At 47.5% G+C, this 22,566-nt stretch carries 21 protein-coding genes; 14 read left to right on the top strand and 7 right to left on the bottom strand.

Translation table 11 applies throughout. The annotated features are described in order from the left end of the window. Positions 1 to 20 precede the first annotated feature (20 nt). Positions 21 to 692, top strand: a complete 672-nt coding sequence (locus IFU39_RS27460; protein WP_091020848.1) for a potassium channel family protein — start codon at positions 21 to 23, stop codon at positions 690 to 692. 54 nt (positions 693 to 746) lie between these two features. Here the strand turns inward: IFU39_RS27460 and IFU39_RS27465 are convergent, their stop codons facing one another. Further along, positions 747 to 1,676, bottom strand: coding sequence for a LysR family transcriptional regulator (locus IFU39_RS27465; RefSeq protein ID WP_091020849.1), 930 nt, complete (start codon positions 1,674 to 1,676; stop codon positions 747 to 749). Positions 1,677 to 1,971: 295 nt separating this feature from the next. Here IFU39_RS27465 and IFU39_RS27470 point away from each other — a divergent pair, with 295 nt between their 5' ends. The 6 genes from IFU39_RS27470 to IFU39_RS27495 all read left to right on the top strand — a co-directional run bounded on the left by IFU39_RS27470 (position 1,972) and on the right by IFU39_RS27495 (position 8,342). Then, entirely contained in the window at positions 1,972 to 2,640 is a 669-nt protein-coding gene (locus IFU39_RS27470) for a succinate dehydrogenase cytochrome b558 subunit (protein WP_091020850.1), read from the top strand. A 43-nt stretch (positions 2,641 to 2,683) separates the two neighbouring features. Then, entirely contained in the window at positions 2,684 to 4,426 is a 1,743-nt protein-coding gene (sdhA, locus tag IFU39_RS27475) for a succinate dehydrogenase flavoprotein subunit (RefSeq protein ID WP_036673387.1), read from the top strand. A 411-nt stretch (positions 4,427 to 4,837) separates the two neighbouring features. Continuing rightward, on the top strand, positions 4,838 to 5,602 hold the full coding sequence (sdhB, locus tag IFU39_RS27480; protein ID WP_036605794.1) for a succinate dehydrogenase iron-sulfur subunit: 765 nt from the start codon (positions 4,838 to 4,840) through the stop codon (positions 5,600 to 5,602). A gap of 175 nt (positions 5,603 to 5,777) precedes the next feature. Further along, positions 5,778 to 6,752 carry a metallophosphoesterase gene (locus IFU39_RS27485; RefSeq protein WP_105601261.1) on the top strand — a complete coding sequence of 325 codons (975 nt, stop codon included), beginning with the start codon at positions 5,778 to 5,780 and terminating at the stop codon, positions 6,750 to 6,752. A gap of 57 nt (positions 6,753 to 6,809) precedes the next feature. Next, the gene (locus IFU39_RS27490) at positions 6,810 to 7,541 is read left to right on the top strand and encodes a metallophosphoesterase family protein (protein WP_192135926.1); all 732 of its coding nucleotides are present in this window, start codon (positions 6,810 to 6,812) and stop codon (positions 7,539 to 7,541) included. A 168-nt stretch (positions 7,542 to 7,709) separates the two neighbouring features. Further along, positions 7,710 to 8,342, top strand: coding sequence for a GNAT family N-acetyltransferase (locus IFU39_RS27495; protein WP_091020854.1), 633 nt, complete (start codon positions 7,710 to 7,712; stop codon positions 8,340 to 8,342). A gap of 468 nt (positions 8,343 to 8,810) precedes the next feature. Here IFU39_RS27495 and IFU39_RS27500 read toward each other — a convergent pair whose 3' ends face one another. Next, positions 8,811 to 9,620: a histidinol-phosphatase gene (locus IFU39_RS27500; RefSeq protein ID WP_091020855.1), complete on the bottom strand. Its 810-nt coding sequence runs from the start codon at positions 9,618 to 9,620 to the stop codon at positions 8,811 to 8,813. Between the two features lie 30 nt (positions 9,621 to 9,650). Beyond that, entirely contained in the window at positions 9,651 to 10,553 is a 903-nt protein-coding gene (locus IFU39_RS27505; protein ID WP_036605798.1) for a LysR family transcriptional regulator, read from the bottom strand. Between the two features lie 456 nt (positions 10,554 to 11,009). Between IFU39_RS27505 and IFU39_RS27510 the strand changes: the two genes are divergently transcribed. From IFU39_RS27510 to IFU39_RS27530, 5 genes are all read left to right on the top strand, one after another. After that, the gene (locus tag IFU39_RS27510; protein ID WP_036605799.1) at positions 11,010 to 11,468 is read left to right on the top strand and encodes a chemotaxis protein CheX; all 459 of its coding nucleotides are present in this window, start codon (positions 11,010 to 11,012) and stop codon (positions 11,466 to 11,468) included. A 57-nt stretch (positions 11,469 to 11,525) separates the two neighbouring features. After that, entirely contained in the window at positions 11,526 to 12,299 is a 774-nt protein-coding gene (locus IFU39_RS27515) for an SDR family NAD(P)-dependent oxidoreductase (RefSeq protein ID WP_192135928.1), read from the top strand. A 396-nt stretch (positions 12,300 to 12,695) separates the two neighbouring features. Further along, the gene (locus tag IFU39_RS27520; protein ID WP_047841268.1) at positions 12,696 to 14,069 is read left to right on the top strand and encodes a DEAD/DEAH box helicase; all 1,374 of its coding nucleotides are present in this window, start codon (positions 12,696 to 12,698) and stop codon (positions 14,067 to 14,069) included. Positions 14,070 to 14,096: 27 nt separating this feature from the next. Next, entirely contained in the window at positions 14,097 to 14,849 is a 753-nt protein-coding gene (locus IFU39_RS27525; RefSeq protein WP_091020857.1) for an ABC transporter ATP-binding protein, read from the top strand. Positions 14,850 to 14,851: 2 nt separating this feature from the next. After that, positions 14,852 to 16,069, top strand: coding sequence for an ABC transporter permease (locus tag IFU39_RS27530; RefSeq protein ID WP_192135930.1), 1,218 nt, complete (start codon positions 14,852 to 14,854; stop codon positions 16,067 to 16,069). Positions 16,070 to 16,242: 173 nt separating this feature from the next. Here IFU39_RS27530 and IFU39_RS32690 read toward each other — a convergent pair whose 3' ends face one another. From IFU39_RS32690 to IFU39_RS27540, 3 genes are all read right to left on the bottom strand, one after another. Then, complete coding sequence (locus tag IFU39_RS32690) at positions 16,243 to 16,368, bottom strand: YjcZ family sporulation protein (RefSeq protein WP_206759599.1); 126 nt, start codon at positions 16,366 to 16,368, stop codon at positions 16,243 to 16,245. A gap of 303 nt (positions 16,369 to 16,671) precedes the next feature. Continuing rightward, entirely contained in the window at positions 16,672 to 17,970 is a 1,299-nt protein-coding gene (locus IFU39_RS27535; protein WP_091020859.1) for an aminotransferase class I/II-fold pyridoxal phosphate-dependent enzyme, read from the bottom strand. A 178-nt stretch (positions 17,971 to 18,148) separates the two neighbouring features. Next, positions 18,149 to 18,766: a pyridoxamine 5'-phosphate oxidase family protein gene (locus IFU39_RS27540; RefSeq protein ID WP_036673405.1), complete on the bottom strand. Its 618-nt coding sequence runs from the start codon at positions 18,764 to 18,766 to the stop codon at positions 18,149 to 18,151. A 152-nt stretch (positions 18,767 to 18,918) separates the two neighbouring features. Between IFU39_RS27540 and pdxR the strand changes: the two genes are divergently transcribed. Then, entirely contained in the window at positions 18,919 to 20,379 is a 1,461-nt protein-coding gene (gene pdxR, locus IFU39_RS27545) for a MocR-like pyridoxine biosynthesis transcription factor PdxR (protein WP_342345682.1), read from the top strand. A gap of 178 nt (positions 20,380 to 20,557) precedes the next feature. After that, positions 20,558 to 21,343 carry an AraC family transcriptional regulator gene (locus tag IFU39_RS27550; RefSeq protein WP_105601246.1) on the top strand — a complete coding sequence of 262 codons (786 nt, stop codon included), beginning with the start codon at positions 20,558 to 20,560 and terminating at the stop codon, positions 21,341 to 21,343. A 347-nt stretch (positions 21,344 to 21,690) separates the two neighbouring features. Here the strand turns inward: IFU39_RS27550 and asd are convergent, their stop codons facing one another. Continuing rightward, positions 21,691 to 22,482, bottom strand: a complete 792-nt coding sequence (asd, locus tag IFU39_RS27555; protein WP_047841263.1) for an archaetidylserine decarboxylase — start codon at positions 22,480 to 22,482, stop codon at positions 21,691 to 21,693. Positions 22,483 to 22,566 lie beyond the last annotated feature (84 nt).

Below are 22,566 nucleotides of genomic sequence, written 5' to 3' on the forward strand. Positions count from 1 at the left end.
TAAGGGGTTCGTGAAGAACAATGAAAACACAGCAGTTTGCGGTGATTGGGCTTGGGCGGTTTGGCTCCAGTCTGGCACAGGAATTAATGGAACTCGGCTACGAGGTACTCGGGATCGATAAAAATGAAGAAGTCGTCGAAGACATGAGTGAATTGGTCACCCATGCCGTTGTAGCCGATGCCACAGATGAGGAAGTGTTGCGCTCTCTGGGTATTCGTAATTTTGATTGTGGTATCGTAGCCATCGGAGATGATATTCAGACGAGCATTCTCACCGCGATTCTGTTAAAAGAGCTGGGCGTCAAGACGGTCGTGGCCAAGGCCATATCCGTCCTTCACGGACGAGCATTGGATAAACTGGGGATTGATCGTGTCGTTTATCCTGAGCGGGATATGGGCATTCGGGTTGCCCATCAGCTGGTTACCCCGAATTTGCTGGATTATATTGAATTATCCAATGATTACAGTATTGTCGAGATGAAGGTTCCCGCCTGTCTGCACAACAAGACCCTTTCGACCCTGAATGCACGTGTACGTTTTGGTTGCAGCATTGTAGCGTTACAGAAAGAAGCCGGGGTCATTATTGCTCCGACGGCACTGGATTCGCTTCAAATGGGGGATATCATGGTCATTATTGGTAATAATGCAGATATCGACCGATTTGAAGAAGAGGTTATCAGCCAAGAGAGCTGATAATTAAGAGGAGTTAAATATGGAAGCCAGGCGTTAGAACCTGGCTGGTTCAGATCAAGGCAAAGGCGTCGTAGTCCTCCTTGAGGGTAATGGCGCCTTTGCTGTAAAGAGTGCAGCCGTCTCCTTGACCCATTGTCTGGAAGTCTCGCTGAGGTCCTCTTTTTCTCCATAGATCATACAGGTTGTTCTGCGGGTCTGCTGTAATTGAGGCAAATGAACAGAAACAAGATCATTGTCCGCGAGTAATTGTGGACGAAGATATGACTTGGGCAATAGAGCAGCAGCTTTGGCGGAAGGCAGAAGTCGTATGATCGCTTCGAAGGAATCAATCTCCATGCGAATATCCGGCATCACGGCACAGCGCTGGAAAAGATCGTCCGTTAATTTGCGGTACCAGGTGCCTTTGGAGAACGTGATCATCGGCAGATCCTGCAAATGCTCCATCCCGGCTTCCTTACCGGACAAGGGGTGTGTAAGCGGCACAACCAGTTCCAGGTGATCGTCAAAGAGCGGCACACAGTTAAGCCCCACTTCGCTGATGGAGGAGGCGACAATGCCCACATCGGCTTTTTTGTCACGCACAAACGACACAATTTCATGTGTTTTTCCCGTCAACAGTTTCAGTTCGGCATTTGGATGTTTCTCCATAAAGGCATTGACGAGAGGTGGTAACGTAGTTTGAAGCGTCGTCAGACTGGCTCCGAGTGTAATGGTGCTCTGTTCTTCGTCTTTATACTGGGCCAGCATGGTGAGGAACTTCTGTTGCTGCTGCTTCTGTTCTACAGCGTAGGTATAGGTGAACTGGCCCACACTGGTTAACTCCAGCCGTTTGCCACGGCGGTGGAACAGGGCAACCCCGAGTTCATCCTCCAATTTGGCAATTTTGCGTGAGAGTGCGGGTTGGGACAAGTTCAGTAACTTGGATGCGCGGTTTAGGCTGGATTGCTCCACGACCGCCGCAAATGCATTTAACTCCTCAAACATGAACAATAACCTCTTTTCCATGAATGTGATTCTTGCCCTTGCTTAATCGTTTTCCATGTTGTATAGCCTGTAAACCCAATGTTTCACTGCTTATACCTATAGGTTATAACATTTAATAATTATATTGCAATTCCCTTATAAGAAAAAAAGGAGTAACATGGTTCGTGACACAAGTTGTTCACACCTGGGGAAAACGGAACAATTTGTCGAACCTTTTCATGGAAAAGGATTCGTGTCATGATAAGTGAAATCATTTATGAAAACGTTGTATTTAGCGAAAGGGGATCGACATTTTATGAAAGGGTTTTACTCCAGAAAGCTGCACTCCTTGCTTGGCGTCATTCCGCTCAGTCTGTTCTTTGCTGAGCATTTGGTGACAAACTTCACAGCAGTTGAAGGCGGCAAAGAAGCTTTTTACGGTGCCGTTGCATTTCTGAACGGTTTGCCTCTTGTTATTGTGATCGAGGCGTTACTTATCTGGCTGCCGTTGTTCTATCACGGTGTATACGGTCTTTATATTGCCTATCAGGCCAAGCCTAACGTGGGCCGTTTTGGCAATGAGCGCAACTGGCGCTACACGTTACAGAGGGTAAGCGGTATTATTACGTTTGTATTCGTCATCTGGCACGTATGGGAGACGCGAGTACAGATTGCGCTGGGGAATGTATCCCATGAAGAGATTGGCGGCGTCATACATGATGCGGTGACGAATCCGATAACCTTTGCGATATATATGATCAGTGTGGTTGCGGCGTCATATCACTTTGCCAATGGTCTGTGGTCGTTCCTCGTTAGCTGGGGAATTACGGTTGGTCCGCGTGCGCAACGTGTATCCTCTTACGTATGTATGAGCTTGTTCGCTATTGTTTCCATCATGTTTATTGCTTCACTATTTGCTTTCCGGAGCATTGATTTCCAGACAGCTACTTCGATGATTGACGCAGTAAAAACAGTTCTAATTTAAGCATTTAGCGTATAAATGCTGACTTATAAGGGAGTGAACAGCAATGGCATCAACGAATGTAATTATTGTGGGCGGCGGTCTCGCGGGATTGATGGCGGCGATCAAATCGGCTGAAGCCGGAGTCCATGTTCATTTATTTTCACTGGTTCCTGTTAAACGATCCCACTCTGTATGCGCACAAGGCGGCATTAACGGAGCGGTAAATACCAAGGGTGAGGGTGACTCCCCATGGGTACACTTTGACGATACGGTATACGGCGGTGACTTCCTTGCGAACCAACCTCCTGTTAAAGCGATGTGCGAAGCAGCACCTGGCATCATTCACTTGATGGACCGTATGGGCGTAATGTTCAACCGGACACCGGAAGGTTTGCTTGATTTCCGTCGTTTTGGAGGAACGAAGCATCACCGTACAGCGTTTGCCGGAGCGACAACAGGACAACAATTGCTCTATGCATTAGACGAGCAGGTACGTCGCTGGGAAGCAGCTGGCCTGGTTACGAAATATGAGAACTGGGAGTTCCTGCAGGCGGTTTTGGATGATGAAGGCGTATGTCGCGGGATCGTGGCTCAGGATCTGAAAACGATGAAGGTACAGACCTTCCCGGCAGAAGCGGTTATTCTGGCGAGTGGTGGTCCGGGGATCATCTTCGGTAAAACGACCAACTCTGTAATTAACACAGGTACAGCGGCAAGTGCGGTGTATCAGCAAGGTGTAAATTACGCCAACGGGGAGTTCATTCAGATTCACCCGACAGCGATTCCGGGGGATGACAAGTTACGTCTCATGTCTGAATCCGCGCGTGGTGAAGGTGGACGGATCTGGACGTACAAAGATGGAAAACCTTGGTACTTCCTTGAAGAAAAATATCCATCCTACGGTAACCTGGTTCCACGTGATATCGCGACTCGTGAAATCTTCAGCGTCTGCGTAGATATGGGTCTGGGTGTAAACGGTGAGAACATGGTTTATCTCGACCTGTCGCACAAAGATCCAAAGGAACTGGATGTTAAACTCGGCGGAATCATTGAGATCTATGAGAAGTTCATGGGCGATGACCCGCGTAAAATCCCAATGAAAATCTTCCCGGCAGTTCATTATTCCATGGGCGGCATGTGGGTAGATTATAACCAAATGACTAACATTCCGGGGCTGTTCGCAGCTGGTGAATGTGAATATCAATACCATGGTGCGAACCGTCTGGGTGCAAACTCATTGGTATCTGCGATCTATGGTGGTATGGTGGCTGGACCAAAAGCGGCTGAATATATCAAAGGACTTAAAAAATCGTCCGCTGACATCCCATCTTCCGTATTTGAGAAACACACCAAACAACAAAGCGACAAATATGAAGGCATCTTGAAAATGCAGGGCACGGAAAATGCCTATGTCATTCATAAAGAGCTTGGCGAGTGGATGACAGCCAACATGACGGTTGTGCGATACAACGACAAGCTTGAAGCCACGATTGGCAAGATCAAGGAATTGAAAGAGCGTTATGGAAAAATCAACATGTATGACAGCTCCGGTTGGAATAACCCGAGCGCAGCATTCACTCGCCAACTGTGGAACATGATTGAACTGGCAGAAGCGATGACACTAGGCGCACTGCTGCGTAACGAAAGCCGCGGCGCGCATTACAAACCGGAATTCACGGAACGTAATGACGAAGAGTTCCTGAAAACGACTATCGCAAGCTGGTCGAAGGAAGGCCCGAAAATCTCGTACGAGCCAGTAGACGTATCCTTGATCCCACCACGTATCCGGGATTACTCCAAGGATTAAGAAGTACCACACTATTCATGTAATGAATAGTTAAACACCTGAACGAGAGGCAGGAGAACTTTGAAGAAGCAAAGCTTCTTCAAAGTTACTGCCATCAACGTGAGGGAAATACCCAGAAGAAGCAAACCGCCTTAGCGATGTTTCAGAACTTCAATACTGCCCATCCAGCATGAATGGAGTGCAGTTTTCCAGCAAAGTGACCCTGCATGCACGACGTAGCGGAGGAAGCGGAAATGCCCAGAAGAAGCGCTCGCCTTTATCACCGGATTTTAACCCTGGGAAGGGTTGATCAAAAAAATCCGGGGATAACAGCGATCAGAGGGGCATTCCGCTGACGAAGCGTCTCCCGTGCACCAAAACATTTTGCGCATCAGCAATACAATCATCGTCACCAGAGGAGGGGACTACGATATGGCGGAACAAGCTACAGCCAACAAAACCGTCAAGTTTATCATCACCCGTCAGGACAGCCCGGAGTCATCTTCGTACAACGAAGAATTTGAGCTTCCGTACCGTCCCAACATGAATGTGATCAGCGCCCTGATGGAGATTCAGCGAAACCCCGTCAATACAGATGGCAAATCCATTGCACCCGTGTGCTGGGATTCCAACTGTCTCGAAGAAGTCTGCGGTGCCTGCTCCATGGTCATCAACGGCAAGCCACGTCAAGCATGTGCAGCCCTGATCGACAAGCTCGAACAGCCTGTTCGTATCGAACCGATGAAGACATTCCCAGTGGTTCGTGACTTGGTCATCGATCGTAGCCGGATGTTTAGCGCCCTGAAACGCGTAAAAGCATGGATTCCGATCGATGGTACCTATGACCTTGGTCCAGGTCCACGAATGCCTGAGAAGAAGCGTCAGTGGGCATATGAGCTGTCCAAATGCATGACATGTGGTGTATGTCTGGAAGCATGCCCGAACGTCAATGAGAAAACAGACTTTATCGGTCCAGCAGCACTGTCCCAAGTGCGTCTGTTCAACGCTCACCCAACAGGGGAGATGAACGCCGACGATCGTCTGGAAGCGTTGATGGAAGACGGAGGCATCGAGGGCTGTGGTAACTCACAGAACTGTGTGCAATCCTGTCCAAAAGGCATTCCGCTGACAACCTCCATTGCCGAAATGAACAAACAAACGACCAAGCATATGTTCAAACGCTGGTTGGGTGTATAATCTCGCCATAACATGTGCAGAAGTGTAATCTGCACCTTAGAAGAAGTCGTGATCCCGTGCAGCAACATGCCGGAGATCCCGGCTTCTTTTTGTAATGAAGCAGAGGAACCGGGCTACACATGCAGAATATGATATACTAAGGGGATGGATTAAGAGCGTAGAAGGAGGGGGAGATATGGCAGAGACACCGCGTCAGGGCAGTAACAACTCGCCGTCCCAGCGCTCGTACAAAGCACCAGGGACAGAAGAGTCTGTGTTTCCTGGAGAAGAAAAGGATCATGATCCCTCTCGCCGAAGTTTCTTATTGCGCATGGTTTTGATGACAGCGGGTGCCAGTTTGCTTACAGGAGGTTATGCCTGGCTATGGGAACCGCGTCGTCTGGAGATCAAGCAAGTGGAGCTGAAACTTCCGAAGTTTCCAAAGGCATTTGACGGTTTGCGTATAGTTCAGTTCAGCGATGCCCATCTTGGTTTTCATACCGGGGTGAAAGAGCTGAAGAAGCTGGCAGCAACGATTGAGGAGCAGCAACCGGACTTGATTTGTTTTACCGGAGACATCGTCGAGAGGGAAGCAGAGCCGATGCGTGAATGTATTCCGGTACTCGCCTCCATGCAAGCGAAGTATGGCAAATTTGCAGTTTTGGGGAATCATGATTATCGGGGCGGGCAGCAGAATGAAGTGACAACCATGTTCCGTGAAGCCGGATTCACTTTGTTACGGAACGAACATGTGGTGATTGAACAAGGAGGCGAACGTCTGGCCATAGCTGGCCTGGATGACGCACTTACAGGCAGGCCTGATCCTGCCCAAGCTATCAAGGGATTGGATCATGATGTGTGGAAATTGTTACTTATGCATGAACCGGATTACGCCGATATTGCCACTCCCTATGGTTTCGGATTACAACTTTCCGGTCATAGCCATGGTGGACAGGTACGTTTTCCCTGGATCGGGGCACTGACAACTCCGCGAGGTTCACACAAGTATGTTCAAGGATTGTATTACACGGATGTCCAGGGGGTATATTACAGCACCCAGACACAGATGCCTGTGTATGTGAATCGTGGTTTTGGCATGACTCAACTGCCGATTCGTTTTCTGTGCAGGCCGGAATTAACGGTTTTTGAGCTTAAAGGATCAACCACATAAAAGAATATAAGATGAATATACAACATAAAGGATTCAACATGAATGGAGGTTATCCAGATGGAAAGAATTGCGATTGTATCCGACATTCATGGCAACATGACTGCTTGGGAAGCAGTGTTAAAAGATATCCAAAGTCGTGGCGTGGAGCGAATCTTTTGTCTTGGTGACCTCGTGGGCAAGGGGCCAGAACCGGTACAGGTTGTGGATCAGGTGAGAGCAACGTGCGAACTTGTCATCCGTGGCAATTGGGATGAACTGGTTGCGGTTAACCAAGACAACGAGAACTTTACGTGGCAAGCAGAACGGTTGGGTGAGGAACGATTGGCGTACTTGGCAGGCCTACCCTTCAGTCATCAATTTCAACTGAGCGGTCGCACCATCCGTCTGGTCCATGCTTCACCTCAAAGTGTGTACCATCGTGTACAGCCGTGGGACGCGATGGAAAAGAGGTTGGCAATGTTTGATCCTCCGGTTGATGAGCCTGAGCAAGGTATTGCAGATGTTGTAGGTTATGGGGATGTGCATAACGCATACTTGCAGTATATGAACGGCAAGTTACTGTTTAATGCAGGCAGTGTTGGTAATCCACTCGATCTTCCCCAAGCTTCCTACTGCATTCTGGAGGGTGAAGACAGCAACGATAACAATACCTCATTCAATGTTCAATTTGTGCGGGTGCCTTATGATATTGAGCGAGAAGTACAGGTTGCACAGTCGGCGAATGTTCCTGCATTGGATTTCTATATTCGTGAGATTCGTACGGGTATCTATCGCGGGCTGCAGGAGTAGTCAGCATCTGGACCTTTTAGCGTGAGGAATTGAATGTTGCAATATATTAATACTAAAATGCGAATACTAAAGTTCGTGGATCAGTTCAAATGGTATTACGCCGGATCATCATCAGAGCATGCTTGTCTTACCGGACTAGAGCCCGTTTAGGCAAAAGGAGCGATTGTCATGCTTACCCGAAAAATGCTGGTTCAAGGTCTGCCGGCTTTATGGACAGAGCGTCTTGTCCTGCGATCATTACGTCAAAGTGATTACAGCACATTATCGGAACTATTTTCCGATCCTCAAGTCATAAGATATGTGAATAGGGGAAGCCAGCCCACGCCAATCAGGGCGAGACGGTTATTGAACCAGATACGGAGCAGCAGCACCAAGCTGGATTCGTTACATTATGGGATCTGCTGGAGAGGCAAGGAACAGGTGATTGGGATCACCTCATTCCAACACTGGAATGATCAGAATGGTACCGCACAGATCGGTTATATCCTGAACAGGTCCTGTTGGGGCAGGGGTGTGGCTACCGAGGCGGTACAGAGGCTGCTGCAGTTTGGATTTGACGATCTTCATCTGGGGAGGGTGGAAGCACGTTGTTATGAGGCCAATGTTTCTTCACAACGGGTGCTAAACAAAATAGGGATGTCCTATGAGCGGAGTCTTCCCTCGTTCGGACTGCATGATGAGGATGACGAGGGATCAGAATCCCTGATGGATGTTAAAGTGTACAGTATGTACCGGGAACAATACGTCAGACCGCTTCAGGAAAAAGACCTGCAAACCCTGGTATCTGACAAGCCGCAATGACATAGAGTAAGAGTAGTCAAACGTAAATGAATCGAACTTCAATCATTTGTTACACAATTGAAATATAGCTGCAATTGAACTCTAACAGACAGGGGGTAAACTTATCTCATGACCCCCTTTTTGATAATAGATAATGCTGTTGGGACCCGCGCGAGCGGGTTCATTTTTTTTGCCGATATGTTAACTGTGGAGTATTTACACTGGCCACTCCGATGACAGAATAACCTTCCGATCGCTGTTATCCCCAGATTTTTTGATTCCCTTTTTGAAAAGGGAAAATCCGGGGATAGCGTATGCTTCCGATGCAGATTTCTTTCAGAAAGCTTTTAGGCGAACACTTCGTTTCTTCACGTTATTTCTGTCCCCTCCGTTATCGTGTGAAATTTAATTATATTTCCTAATATAGGGCAATAAAAGGCCCCACGGCGTTTACAAGCGCGCTGTGGGGGCCTTTGTGTTTGCTCTATTTTACAGTGGTACAACCTGCATCTGTTTCTGCTTGAAGTATACCCAGTCGGTGAATCCGATCTCCTTGAGACGTGTACGAACGTCATCCAGCTCGTCTGCAACGCGCTGTGGTTTATGAGCGTCCGATCCAAATGTCACCTTCACTCCATAATGATGGGCGCGTTCCAGAATGGCATCCGAAGGATACCAGCCACCGCTGAGTTTGGTTTTGCCAGATGTGTTAATTTCGATCGCTACGTTGGATTCTGCAATGACCTGCAACGTTTCATCAATGGCCTGATCAGCGATAATTTCGGAGAAAGGTGGATAGTTTCCTTTCATCGCATCAATGTGTCCAAGGATCTGGAACATACCGCTGCGAGCCGATTCCCGGATTAGTGAATAATAGCTTTCTTTCACTTCAACTTTGCGAGCATTGCTCAGTCCGTTCCATCGGGTTTTGTTGAAGATACTTACATCCTCAGTATGATGAACTGAACCAATAATATAGTCAAAAGGATACTGTCCCAGTGTGGTACGGTACAATTCTGCATAAGCAGGGAAATAATCGGATTCAATGCCGAGCAGTACATCGATTTTACCCGCGTACTCTTCTTTCAAAGCAAGGACTTCTTCCACATAATGCTGCAATTCAGACTTACCCATTGCGATCCGGGGAAATGCTTGCTCAAGCTCACTGCCAAAGTATGGCGTATGATCCGAGATACCGATGGCCTGAAGTCCTGCCTTAATACCTGCCTCTATATAATCGCGGATGTTGCCGTCTGCGTGACCACAACGAAAATGATGTGTATGAAGATCAAATTTCATATGGAATCCTTCCTTTCTCATGGCTCATTGTCATTCTGAACTGATGAATTGGGTTTCCGGCATGCCTTTGAGGTCACTTATAAATTGCTGCATCGCTGAGTTAAGGTAACGACTGGACTTATAGATGACACCTACAGGGTGACTGACCTCCAGCTCACTTAAGGGTATCATTCGCAATGTACCTTGACGCAACTCATGCGCAACAGATTGTTTGGAGATGACAGCTGCCCCGAGATCAATCTCGACCATCCGTTTCACTTCTTCGCTGCTCGATAACTCCATTACAATATTAGGTTCAATATTATGTTTCTTGAAAATGGTTTCCGTAAACCTTCGTCCTACTGTATCAGGGGACAGCAGAATCAATGGTGTACTCCGGAGCACATCTACTGCAGCATGTTTTTTCTTCGCCAGTGGGTGGGAAGGAGATACCACGAGTTCAAATGTGTCATAGTACAGCACAGATGTATTCAGGTTGGGATTACGCTCCGTGAGATAACCGATACCAATATCAACCAGACCATTTTCGACCTGGGTATAGATCTGTGATGAAGGAAGGGATTGGATACTGGTTTTGATCAGCGGGAATTGATCTTGGAAATAGGATAACACCCTTGGCAAGATCTGAATAGCAATGGAAGTTGTTGTGCCTAACACGATACGTCCTTGGGGCGTTTCATCGAGATCGGACAATTTTTGTTTCAACTCATCGACGATGTCGAGCATCCGTTCAGCGTGCTCCAGAAATACCTGTCCACGGTCTGTCAGGGTAACGGGTTGGTTACGATCCACAAGAACGGTGCTGAATTCGTCCTCCAGACTTTTGATCTGGGCCGAGACGGCAGGTTGGGTCAGGTTCAGAAGTTCTCCCGCTTTGCGGAAGCTCATCGTTTTGGAAATGGTAATTAGTGTCTCCAGTTGGCTTATGTTCATAGGTGACCTCCTTGCAGGCAAAGTATCTTGATTATGTAGTGTTTGGTGTGATGTAATCCCGTAACTGGTTATTGTTCCGTTATCTTAAATTATAGGTGATTCAGGACAGCAGAGCAATGAAGGTAATTATCAGGATCAAAAGTAGTTCAAGAGACTGTGAAAAAAACGCGAATACAAGAATTTGATTTTTTTAACAGTTGTGAGAAGCAGTAATAAAGTCCTAAATGCCTTTTGCCACGCACAATGAACGAAAATCTTTCTTCAAAAGAAGTGAAAAGCGCTGTTTATTCGCTAGAATCAGCTATAAACATTTGCCCCACGGATGACGATAAATTATAGTACACATGGTTTAACGAATTCTTAATGAATTCTTGTACGTGATAAAGTATAATAAATTTAATGAATATGGGACTTTTGGTGTGTGACCAATAACCCAGTGCGAGGGGGACATAGACAGTGAAAGCGGAAGTGATTAATCCTTTCCTGGAATCGGCACGGAACGTATTCGAACAGCTCATCCAGGTTTCGCCTTCCACCGGGAGTCTTGGCGTGAAAAATGTAGAGTACATTGCAGACCATGTCTGGATCGTGATCGGAATGACCGGGCAACTTAGCGGAAACATTGTATTTGGAATCAATGAACAAGTTGCATTGAAAATTGTATCTGCGATGATGGGCGGTTTTGTCATTACAGAAATGGATGAAATGAGTAAAAGTGCTATTTCGGAACTGGGTAATATGATCAGTGGTAATGCCAGCACCATCCTGTCGAACCAAGGTGTTGTGGTTGATATTACACCTCCACAAGTGATGAAGTCCGAACATCTGACTACATTTAGTGCAACGAAAGCACTGAGTATTCCTTTGCTGATGGATGGCATTGGTGAGATGGATATTCAGGTCATGATCTCGTAGAATAGAGCCATATGCCTCAAGAGGCAATATGTGTTTCAATACGGGAGGACATCGGGTATGCTGAAAGATCAGGTAGTGTTTATTACAGGTGCATCGAGTGGTATCGGTGCGCTGTGTGCGCAGATGCTGATAGAAGAAGGAGCCATCCCGATTCTGGCTGCCCGTTCACGGGACAAGCTGGAAGAGATTGGTGCCTCGCTGAAAGGGCAGCATGAATTACTCACACTTGATGTTACGGATAGTGAGCAGGTTCAGGCAGCTGTGGATGCGATATTGCATAAATACGGACGAATCGACATTTTGCTGAATAACGCAGGTTACGGGAAATTCGCAGCGATGACAGAGATGTCTGTACAGGAATTCGATGAGATGATGGACGTTAATTACATGGGCATTGTCCGCTGCACCAAAGCAGTGCTTCCACAAATGCTGGAACGTGGCAAAGGTCAGATTGTGAACGTGGCCTCCATGGCTGGCAAAATTGGTACAGCCAAATCCGCTTCCTATACAGCTACGAAACATGCTGTACTTGGATTTAGTAATGCGCTGCGTCAAGAGCTTCGCAAGACTGGCGTCATGGTGACAACGATTAATCCAGGTCCGATTGATACACCATTTTTCCATCGGGCTGACCCATCTGGCAATTATGTGAATAATGTACGTTGGATGATGTTGAAACCGGAAGATGTTGCGGGTCATATGATTCGGGCAATGAAAAAGCGCAAGGAAGAAGTGAATCTGCCAAGACTTGCTTCTGCTGGCATATGGCTGTACCAGCTATTTCCTCGTCTTGCAGATCGATTGTCGCACGGTGTAATGAATCAGAAGTAAATGTGATACGAGGCATCATATACGGAATGAAAGAAAGGCTCCGCCGAGGGGCTTTTCTTTTTTTTGGCGTGTATACATACAATTCTGGAATAAGATTTGGTGCACGGGCTTTTTTCGCATATAATGAAAGGTAATGTGATGACAGGCTTCGGTTCTATACAAGCAATTTATACGTTCCACTAAACTTTTACACAATAACGGAGAGGACTGAAATAACCTGAAGAAGCGAAGCGTGCACCTTTATCTCCGGATTTTTTCCTTTAGAAAAAAAGGAATCAAAAAAATCTGGGGATAACAGTGATCGGAAGGTTGTTCTGTCCTCGAAGTGTCAGTGTAAATAATCATTAGTTGAACTTATATAACATCAAAATGAATAAATTAAAAGGATGGACATACATGACGAATCAAACATTTGCTTCAATTGGCGTGGAACAGGATCTGGAGGCCGTTCTGGCGAAACATGGCATTAACGAACCTTCGCCTGTACAGGCTCAGACCATACCGGTTATTTTGGAAGGCCGGGATGTCGTATCCAAATCCCAGACGGGAACAGGGAAAACGCTGGCATACTTGCTGCCACTGTTACAATCCATCAAAATGGATATCAAAGGCACGCAGAAACTCATTATTGCACCTACACAAGAGCTGGCGATGCAAATTGTACGTGAAGCGCAGCGTTATGCGGAAGAACGTAAGATTGGCGTATTGGGTCTGATTGGTGGCGCAGCGGCTAAACGTCAGATCGAGAAGCTGCGTGAGCATCCACAATTGGTTGTGGGTACACCAGGACGACTGAAGGAATTGATTACACTCAAAAAACTGAAAATGCACAACGTCTCTACGATTGTTATCGATGAAGCGGACCAAGTGTTCCAACTTGGCGGTGTAAGTGACGTGAACTTTGTACTCAAGAGCGCATTGCGGGACCGTCAGCTGATCTTCCTGTCCGCAACGATTGATGAGCATACGGCTGGACTCGCGAAGCGTGAGATGAAAGAGCCTGTTCAGATCGGAATTGAACCGGATCGCGCTACGGCTGCGGGCCTTGAGCATTATTATTTTGTAGAAGAAAACCGTAACAAGATTGACATGCTGCGTCGTCTGGTTAGACAGTACAATCCGGATCGGGCAATCGTATTTGTGAATGCAACCGAAGATATTGGTGAAGTTGAAGCAAAAATGAATCATCTGGGTTTGTCTGCTGCTGCGCTGTATGGGGATGCTGACAAAGTGACCCGCAGTAACGTATTGTCTGCCTTCCGTAATGGCAAACTTCAGTTGCTGATCGCCAGCGAAGTAGCTGCCAGAGGACTGGATATCGAAGGATTGCCAATGGTCATTAACTATGACCCTGCCTTTGACTCGGAGCACTATGTTCACCGTGCAGGTCGTACAGGCCGAATGGGACGTTCGGGTATTGTGCTATCCATTGTGGATGAAACACAGATCTTTATTATGCGTAAATTCGCACGCGAACTCGGAATCGAACTGTCAGAACGTGTACTCTTTGGCGGTAAAGTATTGGAGGCTGATCCGCGTCCGGACACGCGGCCTGAGGGACATTCCTTCTCCAGAAAACCAGGGCAATCCAGAGATCGCAAACCAGGTCAGGGTAATCGTAATGGGGGAACCCGAGCTACAATCTCCAATTCACGCCCAGCAGGTAGCAAACCTACTGGCAATACAGGACGCACGGAGCGCGATCAGGATCGTAAAAACAAGGGAGCACCCAAGTGGAGTAAAGACAAAACGCCACGCTCCGAAGAATAGAATCTGACGAAAGGGGTGCAGGGATAGATGGAAAATGTTCAATCGCCTGTTCTGCAAATCAGCGGGCTAAGCGGAGGTTATAGTGCCAAACGGCCGGTCCTTCACGGCATCGATCTGGAAGTCGGACGTGGAGAGATGGTTGGACTAATCGGCTTAAACGGTGCTGGCAAAAGTACAACCATGAAACATATCCTCGGCTTGATGACACCTCAACAGGGTGAAGTACGAGTGATGGGCAAGAAACGGGATGAGGATGCGCAGATCTACCAATCGGCCATGGCATTCGTACCGGAATCACCCGAACTGTATGATGAGATGACGGTAATGGAGCACCTGGAGTTTACGGCAAGAGCGTACAATGTGTCGGAGGCTGACTTCAAACAACGTACGGAGAAATTACTGCAATTATTCCGTATGAATGAAAAAAGTACAAGTCTGTCGACTCATCTGTCCAAGGGCATGCGGCAAAAGGTCATGATTATGTGTGCTTTTGTGGCAGGACCGCCACTGTACATTATTGATGAGCCTTTTCTGGGGCTGGACCCGCTGGGTATTCGCTCCTTGCTTGATTTTATGCTGGAGATGAAAGCTTCGGGATCATCCATCCTGCTCAGTTCACACATTCTGTCCACGATTGAAAATTACTGTGACCGGTTTATTGTACTGCATCGTGGACAGGTTATTGCTCAAGGGACGCTGAATGAACTGCGTTCCCAATTCGGGGAATCGGATGCCACGCTGGAGCACATGTTCTATTCCCTCGTACAAGGAAGGGATTGAGCATGGATCTCAAGCTGCTATGGAAGCAAAGACGCACAGGATTCTGGAACGGAATTCTTCCTTATCTGGGATATGTCATCCAGAGCGGTGTAGCTATGGTCTTTTTATTTCTCGTCATTGCGTTCTCCGCCTGGTATACATCGTTTGTCCAGAACATTCCCGCAGAATTCCCGATTCGCTGGATTGCATTGCTGCTGCTGGCGCCACTGGTGCTGTTTAGCAGTTATCGTACATATCTGCTTCCAGCAGATATTGTATTCCTGCGGCCACAGGAATACCGGATGCAGGAATATTTGAAGAACAGCTTTGCCAGGGGCATCATCTATAAAAGTCTGGGCCTACTGCTTGTATTTGTTACACTGTGGCCTCTCTATGTCAGAGCAGATCTGGATGCACGGCCATTTGGCTGGTTCATCGTATTCCTGCTGCTGTGGAAAGGGCTGTCCAGTTATGGAGCATGGCAAGAGCTAAGAATGGTTCAGGTTGGCGCGGCAAGAGGATACCGTCTCTTGCGTTGGGCTTCGGCAGTTCTGGCAGTTGGCGCATGGTTATGGCAACCACCTCAGCGCAGCGTATGGTTCCTGCTGTTACTGGCTGTCGTTTATATCGTTGCCTTGCGTATCCCGGTAAAACATCGGGTGGCGTGGGAACGTCTGATACAGGTGGAGCAGGGGCAGGCTGGCAGGGTTATGCGGACGCTCGGCTGGTTCGTGGATGTGCCTTCATCCGGACAGAAAGTAAGTTCGCGTCGCTGGCTTAGCAAATTGGGGAGCGGTCTTCCCTGGAATGCAGGGAAAGCTTACCGATATCTGATTACCAAAACGTTTATTCGAACCGAAGTGTTTTCCATTGTATTTCGTCTGGTTGTACTGGGTATGTTACTATCCTGGTGGACAGCAGGCAGCTACTTTGGTGTAGGGGTGTATCTGTTCTTCCTGTTGCTTGCAGGTGTTCAGTTGGGTGCGCTGCGTCGCAGTCATAGTGAATCGTTCTGGATTATGATCTACCCGATCTCGGGAGAAAGTCGTCGTTCTCAGGTGTTGGGATTCATATTCCATCTACATGCACTGGCTGCGTTACTCATGTGGTTGCCTATGCTGGCTGCCGGAGCAACCGGACTGACTGTCACCGGAGTAGCCCTTATTTTGGGTATACTGGTGATTGTGATCATGCGGCGTTCACAAGGTAACAAGTGGTTGAAGGAAGAAGAGGACGAGTAAACAATCGATCGGACACCTGACCAACTTGGATTATTACATTGGGTTCATCAGTGAGAGGTACAAAAGATAACAAAAGAAGGGTATGCCGGGCTGTATCCCGGTATACCCTTCTTTGTGCTGTAATGGAATCATGCAATCAGATCACTTGGTTCTCGCGCAAGTGTGTATTGGTACTAACAGAGGAACGATTTAGTGATAATTACGAGCAAGATGAACAGAACGAGAATGGCACCTGTGTTAGTAAATCCTCCGTAACCGCCGCATCCATAACCGCCTCTTGTATCTTCAACTCCAGACATGGTCATTCCCCTTTCAAGTGGTTGTTTGGCACGCCCTTGCGTACATCGTATATTATGTGCCTTGGGGTTAGGCTGATTGGGCCGATGCCCGGAAAAGTTGGAAATTCGAGTTTTTGGGCAGCTGTCCCGGTGTGGTAAGTGATATCTGGTGAGTTGTAAAACACCAAAAGAACCCGCTGTATATTCGGAGACATGTAACGTCGTCCCCGCATACAGAGGGTTCTTATATCATTCAGGGTTCAGACATGATCCTCTTTCCCCTGAGCTATTGAGATTGCGTTAATTCGTTACTGTCTGTTTTAACTAAGTCGTCCGCAGATCCTGAACTCCACGATAGATGGTTTCATACAGATCTTCCAATCCGGATTCTTCAATACAGGAGAAGGCGATTCGAAGATCCGATTCACCCAGGGCGATTGTACCCACACCGTATTTGTGAAGTAAGTGGCTTCGAAGTTCTTCAGCGCCAACTTCTTTCAGCTTCAGACACATGAAGTAACCGGAGTTGAACGGATAATAATCCCATGCATCTCCATACTTGCCACTATCGAGAATGGCTTTTACCTTATTGGCGCGGCCTTTCATAATTTCGAACTTCTCCTGTTTCTGTGCTTCAAACTCCGGTGCTTTGAGCGCATCCAATACAAAAGTCTGGGAAGGATGCGGGCCACTGGAGATCGTTGCCCGGATAATACCGAGTGTTTTTTGTTCCAATGCATGCAGAACGGCTGCATCTTCATGGGCATACGTAATGAATCCAACGCGGAAGCCCCATACGAATTCTTCCTTGGTTGCACCATCCACTTTTACAGTCAACACACGTGGATGAATGTTGGCAAGTTTGCCAAACAGGGATTCATGAATGGAATCTTCGAAGAACAGTCCGAAGTACGCATCATCTGTTACAGCAACCACGTTAACGCCGGCTTCAGCTGCCTGAAGAATCGTGTTTACAATGGCATCTGCTTCTTCCGCTCCAGGCGTATAACCTGTAGGGTTATTCGGGAAGTTGAGCAGAACGATCGCTTTACCTTTGTCCTTTTGATCAAGCAAAGCCTGAAGCAGACCATCACTGTTGAAGTTCAACTGATCATCGAACAGGGGATAATGAACTAACTGGCCATGACGACGAATTCCGAAGGTCAGCTCGTAATTTTCCCAGTTTTTATCCGGATATATGACAGCGTCCCCTTCATCGGCGAACAGGTCGGCTACGATACTTAGTCCATGGGTTAAAGCATTGGTTACAATCGGATTGCCAAACGTTTTGCCTTCCAGAGAAGGCGTTTCCTTCAGCATCTTGTCTCTCCAGACGGTCCGCAATTCAGGTTTGCCTGCAGGTGGAGCGTAAGGATACAGATCCTTTGGCTGGAATGCAGACAGCTTCTCCTGAATAACCTGAAGATGCATCGGCACACCACCCTCCAGGGCGATACCAATCGTGGCATTATGGGTCTTGGCCAAGCTTGCTGCTTCAGCAGATTGACTCAAAATCCCCTCTTTAGGAAAATAAATTTCTTTGCCAAGCTGTGACAGCATGGAGTAGACGTGACTGCTGCCTGTCTGAATACTTTCGTTCAACTGTTCAGCCAGTGGATTCATTCTTTTCATCCTTCCAAGTCTTTGTGATTCAACTGCCTAACATTATATCACCTTGACATGCCCCCGTCACGGAAATTACGCAATATGACAGTTATATCGCTTTACCGCGTTGTTGCAGAGGGTTTTCGGGTAGGTTATCGTTGAATTCAACCTTGGAGGAATACTTATAAAATGAAATTTATTGCTGATGAAATGGACAATATTTCCGCATCATTTCAGCAGTTTCGGTATCCCTTCCTTCATTGCGCTGTTCCAACTGACCACTGATATGATCGAATCGTTCACTGGAGAGGTTTTGTCCAAATTTAAACTTGGCGCTGATCCGTTCTGGAATAATACGGACTACGGCTACAGCTTTGAGGTTACCTGTGTAACGCGAGTCAGTAGCGTCAATGGGTACATATCCGCCTTGCGGCTGGAGTTTCTCCATGAATCGTTGCAGCACCTTACCTTTGATGTCCAGATCCTTAACCGGTTCTGCCTGACCGAAGGCCATGACACTTTTGAAGAATGAAGTCGCCGGACAAGCAAGCTCAGGATCACTGAAATAGGATGGAATCAGGGAGAATTCTTCAGCCACCGTGAAACTGACTGAGGAATCCTGTTTGATCTGTTTCATCTTCTCGCCAGCCAGACTGCCGTGGAAATAAAAGCAACCGTCCATATAAACGAAATTCAGCGGTGTAACCCGTGGTTGTCCATCCGGACTGACCGTTCCCAGAAACCCGAAGGAGCACTGATCCAGAAATGCCGTAATTTCCTGTTCTTCATCTACTGTGAATTCTTTCCGTCTCATGTGTATTCCCCCATCATTGAATGTATAATAGAACGCCATCTCTTATGCATAACCATAGTTCATACATTGACAATGAAATAGATCCAATTTACATTCACTTTAGTAGGCCAATTAGTCAGGGATAACAGATGAAGACAAATGAAGAGAGGTGCATGATGGAATTGTGGCTGCCGATGGATACCTATGAACTTCAGCATCGATACAAGTATGAGGCATTGTACCATGCGTTACGTGATGCCATTCATGCAGGTACATTGGTGGGAGGCACGCGGCTTCCTTCCACCCGTGAGTTGGCAAGGCAATATGAGATGTCACGTGGTTCGGTAGCTCAGGTATACGACATGCTGCTTGCGGATGGTTATGTCCATGCACATCGGGGAAGAGGTACATTTGTCACCGAAACATTATCCACTCAGGAAAATGAGAAACAGGAAGCCGTTCTCGAGCTGTCTGCCTGGGGCAAACGAGTACAGAGGTTGAACACACAACATGATGTCCTGCGGACTCAGATGTCTTCACCGAAGCCGTCCGTCATTAATTTTCAAATGCAACGCATGCCTGCCGAACATTTCCCGTTAGGGGAGTGGAAAAGTGCACTCGCTGCAGTTCATCGCAGCGGTTGGCGAGAATCAAGCGGTGTAGCCGGTGATCCGGAACTGCGTGAGGCCATCGCCTCCCATCTCAGATGGACACGTGGTATCCAGGCTGAACCCTCTCAGATTGTATTGTTCAGTGGTTCAATGCAAGGTATCACCTTGCTATCTCAATTGCTGATTACGGAGAATACAGCAGTTGTATTGGAGAATCCGGGGTATCCGGGCATCGCGCATGCCGTCAAGTCCTGTGGTGGGCATATCATCCCGGCAGAGGTGGATACCGCAGGCATTATACCTCTGCCTTGGGAGGCACAGACGTTATTTGTCACTCCTACCCGGCAGTTTCCAACAGGGGCCGTATTGGGATTGGACAGAAGACGTGCCTTGCTTGCGTGGGCCTCAAAGCGGAATGCGGTCATTATTGAAGATGATTACGACAGCGAATTCCGATGGGGCGGAAGACCGATTGAACCCCTCAAAGTGCTTGATCGTGAACAGCGCGTCATCTATGTCGGTTCATTCTCACAAACGATGGTGGCTTCGTTCCGACTTGGTTATGCCGTACTGCCACCTGGTCTGGTAGAACCTCTCCTTGCCGCCAAGGCGCTGTATGAACCGGTACCTCCGGCGCTGTTAGAGCAGCGCGCACTGGCAAAATTTATGACCAGAGGAGGTTATCTGAGGCACTTACGACGGTTAACCCGGTTATATGGGGAACGGCATGATTTTTTTGTCCGAGAGATGGAACTACAGTTACCGGAAGCATTCACAATGCAGCTTGGTGATGCAGGACTGCATATCTACGCTACCTGGAATGGCGATGTGGACAGTTATCAGCGGTTTAAAAAGCTTGCTGAGGAGGATGGCATACTGTTTCGTGATGCAGAGCGATATCGGCTGACTTCAGGTCATCCTGCGGCCTGTTTTGCTTTTGCACATCTGGAGAAAGAAGAGATGACAGAGGGAATCCGGCGAATGCGGTTAGCCTGGGAGAAGTGCACATTTTCGTTTCGGTGAATTCCGCTGTATAATGGGATAAGACATTTCGCTCCTGTAAGAGCAGAGATCATATATGAGCAAGTTGTATTGAATGATGCTAGATGCTTAAATACATATGGCCTTGATTGAAGAAGTGAGATTCAGATCAGAATGATGCCATATGCAGAGAGATTAACTATCAAGGGGGAGTGGCGACATGCTGCAGGCATCGCCGTCATCATTTGTTATTTTGCCCGCTGTCGCCAAAATTGTCTGTGAACCGGGCTGGAAGTGGCAGAAGCGGGAAAAACCGATGCAAAACTATGATTTATTTTATGTATGGAGTGGTGAAGGAACGCTTGTACTAAATGACCAGTCGTATGAGGTTGGCAAGGGTAGTTGTTTTTTGTTCAGGCCAGGAGATCATCCTACTGCAACACATAATAAACAAAAACCGTTGGTACTTACGTATATTCACTTTGATGTGGACGGACCTGTGACTGATGTGCCTCAGTCCTATCGCGAGGTACAGGAAACGGTGGAGTTTGAGCACTTGCTGGCACGTTATGTAAGACTGTTCTTATCGGATGTGTACGGACGTGATGAAGAGAGCCGATTGATTCTGAAGCAATTGATGATTCATTTGCTGCGGGCTGATACGGAAGAACCTGTGGAGAAAAAGGTAAGCAACCAGTTGTCTGATGTCATCCAGGAGGTCGCCAATTATGTGCGTCAGCATCCGGGGATTACACATCGGGTGGAAGATCTGGCTGCGCGGGCTGGCTTATCGCCCCGATACTTCTCAATCAAGTTCAAGGAATTGGTTGGATCATCGGTGCAATCTTATATTATCCGCATGCGTATTGAACGGGCGGAACATCTGCTGGTGCATACCGGCATGAATGTGACCGAAGTGGCAGATGCTCTGGGATACCGGGATATTTTCTTCTTCAGTCGTCAGTTCAAGCAGTATACAGGCAAAAGCCCGTCCGAGATTCGTTGAAATTCTGATGAGAAGAACAGGAAACCGTTTCAAGTCTGGAACGCAAGGGTAATTATCTAGCATTCCAGATGACCAAAAGGGGGAACTTGTGATGAACGGAAAACGTCGGGTCCGCAACCGGGGATGCTCTACGAAGGGATGCAATATTTTCCGAAACCGTCTGCGTCGCTTCAAACCGGCAGAGGACTTGCAAGATGTGTGGTTTTGAGGAGAACTCAGCAGACCAATAACGACGGAGCGAAGCTTCGTATTGCATGTATATATGGATGAATATGAATTCATAAAGAGGATGGCGCAGTACCTGGTTACAGGTGCTGCGCCATCCTCTTTATTTGCGTATGGACTCATTAGTTCTTCGGTTTCAAACGACCAAGCAATGCGCCCATTTTGACCGAATCGCCTGGCTGTAAGCCGGGGTTTGGTTCGAATGTGCCACTTTGCGTCAGCAGAACAACGGTGGAACCGAATTCAAAATAGGCCAGATCATCGCCTTGTGCCCAGGTACTTGTGTCCGTATCAGCATACTGTATGCTACTCACGTTCATTGCACCTACTTTGACAACCGCCACTTCACCGTAATCGTGTGCGATATACGTAATGAGCCGTTCGTTTCGACTAAGCACGGATCTCATATGGGTCAGGCCAAAGTCATTCACGGGATAAACTTTGCCTTTGATGTGTTCGCTCTCTATTTTGCGGCCGCTGACAGGTGCATGAATGCGGTGATAGTCGCGAGGGCTGAGATAGAGGACGAACCCGTACCCGTGCTTGTACTTCTCCAGATGGGGAGAATGGTTTAATAATTCAGCAAGTGTATAATTTTGTCCCTTAACATTCAGGAGTGTCCCTGCAGATATTGGACCGGCTGCCGTAATCTTGGCATCTACCGGGCTGATCAGTGCATGCTCTGAAAGTTCCAACGGGCGCATGCCCGGCTTTAATTTGCGGGTAAAGAAATCGTTCAGTGAACGGTATTCTTTCCAATCTTTCTCGGCCTCTTGAACAGGGATGTCGTAGGTCCGGACAAAATAAGGGATAAATGCCTTACTTCCCCGGCTTTTGGAGAAGGCTCCCACGGTCCGGGAGATCCATTTGCGCGAAGAAAGCTCGGTCATTAATCGCAACAGCGTTTTTGCCATGAATATCCCCCTTAGGGTTAATGCGAACTTCAAGGCCGGCAAGACCGGCCGTTCTGCATAATATTGACACAGAATGCACACGAA

This window comes from Paenibacillus sp. CFBP 13594 (assembly GCF_014842675.1).
GTDB classification, from domain to species: Bacteria; Bacillota; Bacilli; order Paenibacillales; family Paenibacillaceae; genus Paenibacillus; species Paenibacillus amylolyticus_B.